Genomic DNA, 7409 nt, shown 5'->3' on the forward strand with positions numbered 1-7409 from the left:
CCCCGGAGGTGGACTCCGGCGGGCGGCCCGCTGTTCGGTGCTCCGGGACGCGGTGCTCCGGGACGCGGTGCCCCGGTACTCAGCCGCTCTGGTTCGACGGGCGCCGTAGCGTCGGGCGGCGGGCCGACAGGTCGGCCGTGAGCGCCGCCCAGCGGGCCGAGGCCGCCCAGACGACCCGGACGGTCGAACGCGGGGCCAGGAGCGCACGCAGGCGGGTGGAGCCGCTGACGTGGGCCCGCAGCGAGCCCTCGACCCGGCGGGCGTCCTCCGCGAGACCCGCCGACGGCTGCGGATACGGAGCGTAGAGCACCTGCTCCACCGCAGCCGCAAGCCGGTGCACCGCCGCCGCGGCCTCCTCGTCGAGGTGTCCGAGCCGTACGATCCGCGCGGCGGCCTTGCGGGGAGTCTGGGACTCGTCCGGCGAGATCCCGAAGTCCCAGGCCGTGTCGGACACCTCCTCCCAGACCGCCAGCGTATGAGCCGCCACACCCTCCGCCGTACGCCCGTGGGCGCCGAGCCGTCGGGCCCGCACTCTCAGCCGCCAGAGCATCGGCAGCAGCGGCAGCGCCAGCACCACGAGCACGGCCAGTGCGATGCCCAGGCCCAGGAGCCACTGCCAGGGGTTGCTGTCCGACCCCGCCGCGGCCGCCGGGGACTCGCTCGCGCACGCGTCCAGCTGCTGCCCCTGCCCGGTGCAGCTCTCGCTCGCCGACGGCTCGGACGACGGCGACGTCGGAGTGGACTGCGTGGGCCGGGCCACGTCGGGGAGACCGGTGCCGCCCGGCACCTCCGGCTGCGTGTACGACGGGGTGCTGCCGCGGTTCGGGGTCGGCTCGAAGCGGGTCCAGCCCACACCCTCGAAGTACAGCTCCGGCCACGCGTGCGCGTCCCGCAGCCCCACGGCCATCGAACCGTCCGTCTGCGGCGAACCCGGTGTGAAGCCCACCGCGACCCGCGCCGGTATGCCCAGGGAACGGGCCATCGACGCCATCGCGAACGAGAAGTGGACGCAGAAGCCCTCCTTGTCCCGGAGGAACCGCGCTATCGCGGACGAGCCGCTGCCCACCTGCACCTGCGTGTCGTACGTGAACCCGCCGCTCACCGCGAACCAGTCCTGGAGTTTGACCGCCCGCTCGTAGTTGTTGGCCGAGCCCGCGGTGACCTGACGGGCGGTCCGGGCCACCACCGACGGCAGTGAATCCGGCAGCTTGGTGAACTCGCGCTTCAGGGCCGGCGGCGGCTGCGGCGCCGAGGCCAGCTGCTCCGAGGTCGGCTGCACGACCAGGCTCTTGACCGTGTACTGCAGGCCCCGGGTGTTCTGCCCGTGGTCGCCCACGAGCGTGCGCCCCACCGGCTCGTACCGCCAGTCGCCCGAGATGTTCACCTTGGTCGCCGGGTACGGCATCGGCAGCCAGTCCTGGCCGTAGTCCTTCGCCGCCGAGATCCGGGTCTCGATCTCGGTCCGCTTGACGTCGGGGCCGAGTCCGTTCGGAGTCGGGAACGTGCCCGGAACGTCCTGGATGCGTCGCTGGGACGGCTTCCAGGCGGTGCCGTCGAACTCGTCCAGGGAGACGATCCGCAGGTAGAGGTCCTGGGTGTCCTCGGTGTTGGTGCGGTAGGACATGACCTGGCGGTCCTCGTCCACGTTCAGGCTGTCGCGCAGCGACACCAGCGGGTTCACCGCCGAGATCGTGCCGCCGCCCCCGGGGCCCGAACCGACTCCGGTGCCCGCGGCGTCCAGCAGCCCGCCGTCGACCGCGGGCAACGGCACCAGGGCGATGGCCAGCGCGACCGCGCCGATGCGCCGCCCGGTACGGACCGGGGCCACCGCTCCGGCCGCGGAGTCCGCCCCGGGACCGCGAGGCGCGCCGGCGAAGACGCGGCCCCACTGCGACAGCCGCTCACGGCCCTCCGCGAGGAGCAGAATGAGATATCCGGCGGCCGCGACCAGGAACGACAGCCACTCGAGGTCGTCGGACAGCCCCGCGGCGACCGAGTACAGCGCGAGCAGCGGAAGACCGGCCGGGGCGGCGCTGCGGAAGGTCACCGCGAGCACGTCCACCGCGAGTCCGATCACCAGGACACCGCCGACCATCATCAGCTTGATGCCGTCGGTCAGCGGCGCCGGGGTCGTGTACCTCCCGACGTCCTCCGCCCCCGTCTGCAGCAGCGTCCCGAAGTGCTGGAACGCCTCCGGCCCAGGGACGAGCCCGACCAGCGCCTGCTCCCGGGCGAAGACCAGCGTGAGCAGCAGCAGCGTCACCAGCGCCTGGGCCGCCACGGTCAGCGGCCGGGCCAGTGGCACCCGCCGTGTCAGCGCTCCCACCACCGTCTGCACCCCGAGCAGGAACGCCGCCAGCAGGATCCAGGACGTCTGCTCGACCAGCGGCAGCAGCGCGCACGCCGACATCAGGGTGGCGGCCCAGGCGCACAGCGCCAGCTTCGCCCGACCGCTCATGACCGTCCCTCCGTACCGAATCCGAGGCCGGCGGTCACACCCGTGCGCTGCCGGTCCGCCTGCCGCCACAGGTCCTCCAGGGCGGCGCCCCGCGGCACGCTCAGCGCCGTCCAGCCCCCCTCCTGGAGCATCCGCAGCGTCTCCTCGCTCCGGTTCGCCTCGCCCGGGGCGGGCACGTCGGCCGGCTCACGCCCCCAGGTGCCACTGTCCAGCAGGAAGGCGACCGCGCCTCCGCTGCGCTGGCGCATCTTGCCGACCACGGCCGCCTGCTCCTCGTCGAGGTCACCGAGGAAGGCCACCAACAGCCCCTCGTTCCCGCCGCGCAGCACGTCGTACGCCGACGAGAGCCCCGTACCGTCGGAGTGGTCGATCACGGCCAGCGTGTCCATCATCAGCCCCGCGGCGTCGGCCGACTCCTGGCTCGCGCCCGCGAACCCGTCGGCCCCCTCGCCGGGCACCGAGTTGCCCGTGTCCGTCAACAGCCTTACGGAGAAGCCTCGTTCGAGCATGTGCACCAGCACCGACGCCGCACCGGACACCGCCCACTCGAAGGCCGAGTCGGGGCCCGCGCCCTCGAAGGCCGGGCCCCGGGTGTCGAGCAGCACCGTGCAGCGGGCGCGCTGCGGCTGCTCCTCGCGGCGCACCATCAGCTCGCCGTACCGGGCTGTCGAACGCCAGTGCACCCGGCGCAGATCGTCGCCGTGCCGGTACCCGCGCGGGATCACGTCGTCCTCGCCGGCCAGCGCCAGGGAACGCTGCCGACCGTCGCCGTATCCCTTCGCCTCACCACTGAGCCGTACCGGCGGCAGCGGCTCCACGCGCGGGATGACCGTCAGCGTGTCGTACGTGGAGAAGGAGCGGGTCAGCTCGCACATCCCGAACGGGTCGGACAGACGCAGTTGCAGCGGTCCCAGCGGATAGCGGCCCCGCAGGTCGGACCGCACGCGATAGGACACCTCGCGGCGGCCGCCCGCCTCCACCCGGTCCAGGACGAACCGGGGGCGCGGGCCGAGGACGTACGGCACCCGGTCCTGGAGCATCAGCAGCCCCGTGGGCAACCGCGAGATGTTGTCCATGCGCAGATGGACGCGGGCCTCGGAACCGGCGGGCACGCGCGCGGGGGAGAGGCGCCGGCTCCCCGCGACCCGGTAACGGGTGCGGTACAGCACGGTCGCGCAGACCAGCGGCAGCACGGACAGCAGCAGGCCGACCCGGAGCAGATCGCTCTGCCCGAGGACGTACGCGCAGACGGCGGCGGCGACCCCGGCGGCCAGGAAGGAGCGCCCGCGCGTGGTGAGACCGGCGAGCGCCGTGCGCAGGCCACCCTTTTCCTGCTCCGGGGCGGGCGCCTGCGCCGCGGTGGTCATCAAAGCCTCCGCGGCGGCTGCTGGGGATACGCGGGCACGCCGCGGCCCACGCCGAAGCCGCTCTGCGGCTGGGGCGCGGACGGAACGGGCGTGCGCTGGAGGATCTCCTGGACGACCTGCTCCGCCGTACGGCGGTTCAGCTGGGCCTGGGCGGTGGGCAGCAGGCGGTGGGCCAGTACGGCCACGGCGAGTGCCTGCACGTCGTCCGGAAGCGCGTACTCCCGGCCGCTGAGCGCCGCTGAGGCCTTTGCCGCGCGCAGCAGGTGCAGCGTGGCACGCGGCGAGGCGCCCAGTCTGAGGTCGGGGTGGGTGCGCGTGGCGCCGACCAGGTCCACCGCGTACCGCCGGACCGCCTCCGCGACGTGCACGCCCCGGACCGCCTCGATCAGCTTCAGGATCTCGTGGGCGTGGGCCACCGGCTGCAGGTCCTCCAGCGGTGACACCCCGCCGTGGACGTCGAGCATCTGCAACTCGGCCTCCGCGCTGGGATAGCCGACGGAGACCCGGGCCATGAAGCGGTCGCGCTGCGCCTCCGGCAGCGGGTAGGTGCCCTCCATCTCGACCGGGTTCTGCGTCGCCACCACCATGAAGGGGCTCGGCAGCTCGTACGTCTTGCCGTCGATCGTGACCTGGCGCTCCTCCATGGACTCCAGGAGCGCGGACTGCGTCTTCGGCGAGGCGCGGTTGATCTCGTCGCCGATCACGATCTGCGCGAAGATCGCCCCCGGCTTGAACTCGAAGTCCTTCCGCTGCTGGTCCCAGATGGACACGCCCGTGATGTCCGACGGCAGCAGGTCGGGCGTGAACTGGATACGCCGCACCGAGCAGTCGATGGACCGCGCCAGTGCCTTGGCGAGCATGGTCTTGCCCACGCCGGGGACGTCTTCGATCAGAAGATGTCCCTCGGCGAGCAGTACTGTCAGCGAAAGCCGTACGACCTCTGGCTTGCCCTCGATCACTCCCTCGACCGAACTGCGGACACGCTCCACAGTGCTGGTCAGATCAGTAAGGCTCGCTCGATCGTCATAGGTCGTCACCCGGCCCTCCTCGGCCCGTTCTTACTCCGGGCCGACGCTCTGCGATGCGGACCGGCCCACCCCGAACACGGGCACCACGCGTGAAAAGTTCCGCGTGACGCCACACCCGTATTCTTGCTGCCGTTACCGATTCGTGTCACTCGCCTGTGGATAACTGGCCGCGATATGTATGGGCTTGCGGTCTTTTGCCCGCCGAACTGTCGGGAAATTGACAGGTAGCCGGTAGGGAATGGGGGGATCACGCGGGGTGGTTCGGCACGGCTCAGGCCGGGTCGACCTCGCGCAGCAGGCCCGTCCGCACGTCGAAGACGAACCCGCGGACGTCGTCGGTGTGCAGCAGGAAGGGCGAGGTGCGGGCGCGCTGCATCGACTGGCGCACGTCCTGGTCGACGTCGCGGAAGGACTCCACCGCCCACGACGGGCGCTGACCGACCTCCAGTTCCAGCTCGTTGCGGAAGTCCTCGGTGAGAGACTCCAGGCCGCAGCCGGTGTGGTGGATGAGGACGATGCTGCGGGTGCCGAGCTTGCGCTGGCTGATGGTGAGGGAGCGGATCACGTCGTCGGTGACGACTCCGCCCGCGTTGCGGATCGTGTGGCAGTCGCCCAGCTCCAGGCCGAGCGCGGCGTGCAGGTCGAGCCGGGCGTCCATGCAGGCCACGACGGCGACGCGGAGGACGGGGCGGGCGTCCATCCCGGGGTCGGTGAACGCCGAGGCGTACCGCTCGTTCGCCTCGACGAGACGGTCGGTGACGGTGTCGCCGGTTATGGCGCCTTCGGGCCCAGTGGGAAGCGATGCGGAAGTCGTCATACCCATGACGGTACTGGTCACGGCCGCCGCGGGCCTTCTGTGAGGCGCGACAAAGAACGTCATCGACGCTTGTTGTGAGGTAACCCACAGGAGCTGAGCGGATGCGCCCATATGGGGGACTGTGTTCCGTTTGCCGCTTCGAACAAGAGGCCTGTCGCGACGCGCAGGCCGGTTGATTGACCGCGAGAAACCGTGGACTAAAGTGACGCGGAGCGGGAGGCGAGGTTCCCCCTGCTGGACTGACATCCCAGGAGATCCGGCGATTTTCCGGTGTCTCCCCGCGTGCGCGGTGTTGAGCGGGCCGGGAACCGGCGGTGCGTACGGCCGCGCCGGACCTGAGAGGGCCCCTTGACCAACAGCCGCCACGTTCCCGTCATGCTCCAGCGGTGCCTGGACATGCTGGCCCCGGCCCTCACGGAGCCAGGCGCCGTCGTGGTCGACTGCACCCTCGGTCTCGGCGGCCACAGCGAAGCGCTGCTCACACGTTTTCCCGAGGCCCGGCTCGTCGCCCTCGACCGTGACAAGGAGGCGCTGCGCCTCTCCGGGGAGCGGCTCGCGCCCTTCGGCGAACGCGCCACCCTGGTGCACGCCGTCTACGACGAACTCCCCGACGTGCTCGACCGCCTGGGCACCCCCCGCGTCCAGGGCGTCCTGTTCGACCTCGGCGTCTCCTCCATGCAGCTCGACGAGGCCGACCGCGGCTTCGCGTACGCGCAGGACGCCCCGCTCGACATGCGCATGGACCAGACGACCGGCATGAGCGCGGCCGAGGTGCTCAACACCTACCCGGCCGGCGAACTGGTACGGATCCTGCGGGCGTACGGCGAGGAGAAGCAGGCCAAGCGGATCGTCGCCGCGATCGTGCGCGAGCGGGACAAGGAGCCGTTCAGCAACAGCGCCCGGCTCGTCGAGCTGATCCGCGACTCCCTGCCGCAGGCCGCCAAGCGCACCGGCGGCAACCCCGCCAAACGCACCTTCCAGGCGCTGCGCATCGAGGTCAACGGCGAACTCACCGTCCTGGAGAGGGCGATCCCCGCGGCCGTGAAGGCGCTCGCCGTCGGCGGCCGCATCGCCGTCCTGTCGTACCACTCGCTCGAGGACCGGCTGGTCAAGCACGTGCTCGCGGCCGGTGCCACCTCCACCGCGCCCGCCGGCCTCCCCGTCGTCCCTGAGCGCTACCAGCCCCGGCTCAAGCTGCTCACCCGCGGTGCCGAACTTCCCACCGAGGAGGAGGTCACGGAGAACCGCCGAGCCGCTCCCGCGAGGCTGCGGGGCGCGGAGCGCATCCGTGAGGACGGTGAGTGAGTCGAATTCCCAACCCGTGAGGAGGGTGCGTGAGTAGGAAACCCGAACTGAGGGGGCGGGCCGCCCGGCTCGCGCGGCTCTTCCCCACCGGACCGGGCCAGGCGGCCCGCACCCCGTTCGTCGTCCTCGTCGTGCTCCTCCTGGGCGGCGGCCTCATCGGCCTGCTCGTGCTCAACTCCGCGCTCAGTGAGGGGGCGTTCAAGCTCGACGACCTCAAGGACGACACGAAGAGCCTCACGGACGAGGAGCAGGCACTCCAACGGGACGTGGACGGCTACTCGGCCCCCGACGCCCTCCAGCGCCGCGCCCGCGAACTGGGCATGGTCCCCGGCGGCGACCCCGTCTTCCTGAACCCCGACGGCACCATCAAGGGCGTCCCCAGCCCGGCCGCCCTGGAGGACCCGACGATCCCCCTCGTGTTCGCCCCCCAGATG

General features: G+C 71.8%; 6 protein-coding genes. 2 read left to right on the plus strand and 4 right to left on the minus strand.

Annotation, left to right across the window (positions count from 1 at the left end; translation table 11 throughout):
* Positions 1-79: 79 nt before the first annotated feature.
* From FNH08_RS39710 to FNH08_RS39725, 4 genes are all read right to left on the minus strand, one after another.
* Positions 80-2458 (minus strand): transglutaminase family protein, encoded by a 2379-nt coding sequence (locus FNH08_RS39710; protein ID WP_152776383.1) that lies wholly within the window; start codon positions 2456-2458, stop codon positions 80-82.
* The gene (locus tag FNH08_RS39715; RefSeq protein WP_152776384.1) at positions 2455-3825 is read right to left on the minus strand and encodes a DUF58 domain-containing protein; all 1371 of its coding nucleotides are present in this window, start codon (positions 3823-3825) and stop codon (positions 2455-2457) included. Before FNH08_RS39715 ends, FNH08_RS39710 begins: the two co-directional genes overlap by 4 nt.
* Positions 3825-4862: an AAA family ATPase gene (locus FNH08_RS39720; protein WP_322726221.1), complete on the minus strand. Its 1038-nt coding sequence runs from the start codon at positions 4860-4862 to the stop codon at positions 3825-3827. Before FNH08_RS39720 ends, FNH08_RS39715 begins: the two co-directional genes overlap by 1 nt.
* Positions 4863-5124: 262 nt before the next feature.
* Positions 5125-5670, minus strand: a complete 546-nt coding sequence (locus FNH08_RS39725; RefSeq protein WP_152776385.1) for a beta-class carbonic anhydrase — start codon at positions 5668-5670, stop codon at positions 5125-5127.
* 348 nt (positions 5671-6018) lie between these two features.
* Here FNH08_RS39725 and rsmH point away from each other — a divergent pair, with 348 nt between their 5' ends.
* Together rsmH and FNH08_RS39735 are read left to right on the plus strand one after the other, a co-directional pair.
* Positions 6019-6975 (plus strand): 16S rRNA (cytosine(1402)-N(4))-methyltransferase RsmH, encoded by a 957-nt coding sequence (gene rsmH, locus FNH08_RS39730; protein WP_152776386.1) that lies wholly within the window; start codon positions 6019-6021, stop codon positions 6973-6975.
* Between the two features lie 29 nt (positions 6976-7004).
* Positions 7005-7409 (plus strand): septum formation initiator family protein (locus FNH08_RS39735; protein WP_322726222.1); only part of this gene is annotated, 405 nt, incomplete at its 3' end.

The organism is Streptomyces spongiae (genome assembly GCF_009377185.1).
Classification (GTDB): Bacteria; Actinomycetota; Actinomycetes; order Streptomycetales; family Streptomycetaceae; genus Streptomyces; species Streptomyces spongiae.

What these genes read in the sequence shown, in the direction of transcription:
- FNH08_RS39715 (WP_152776384.1), bottom strand. Translation starts at nt 3,825, where the DNA reads ATGACCACCGCGGCGCAGGCGCCCGCCCCGGAGCAGGAAAAGGGTGGC.
- FNH08_RS39725 (WP_152776385.1), bottom strand. Translation starts at nt 5,670, where the DNA reads ATGACGACTTCCGCATCGCTTCCCACTGGGCCCGAAGGCGCCATAACC.
- FNH08_RS39710 (WP_152776383.1), bottom strand. Translation starts at nt 2,458, where the DNA reads ATGAGCGGTCGGGCGAAGCTGGCGCTGTGCGCCTGGGCCGCCACCCTG.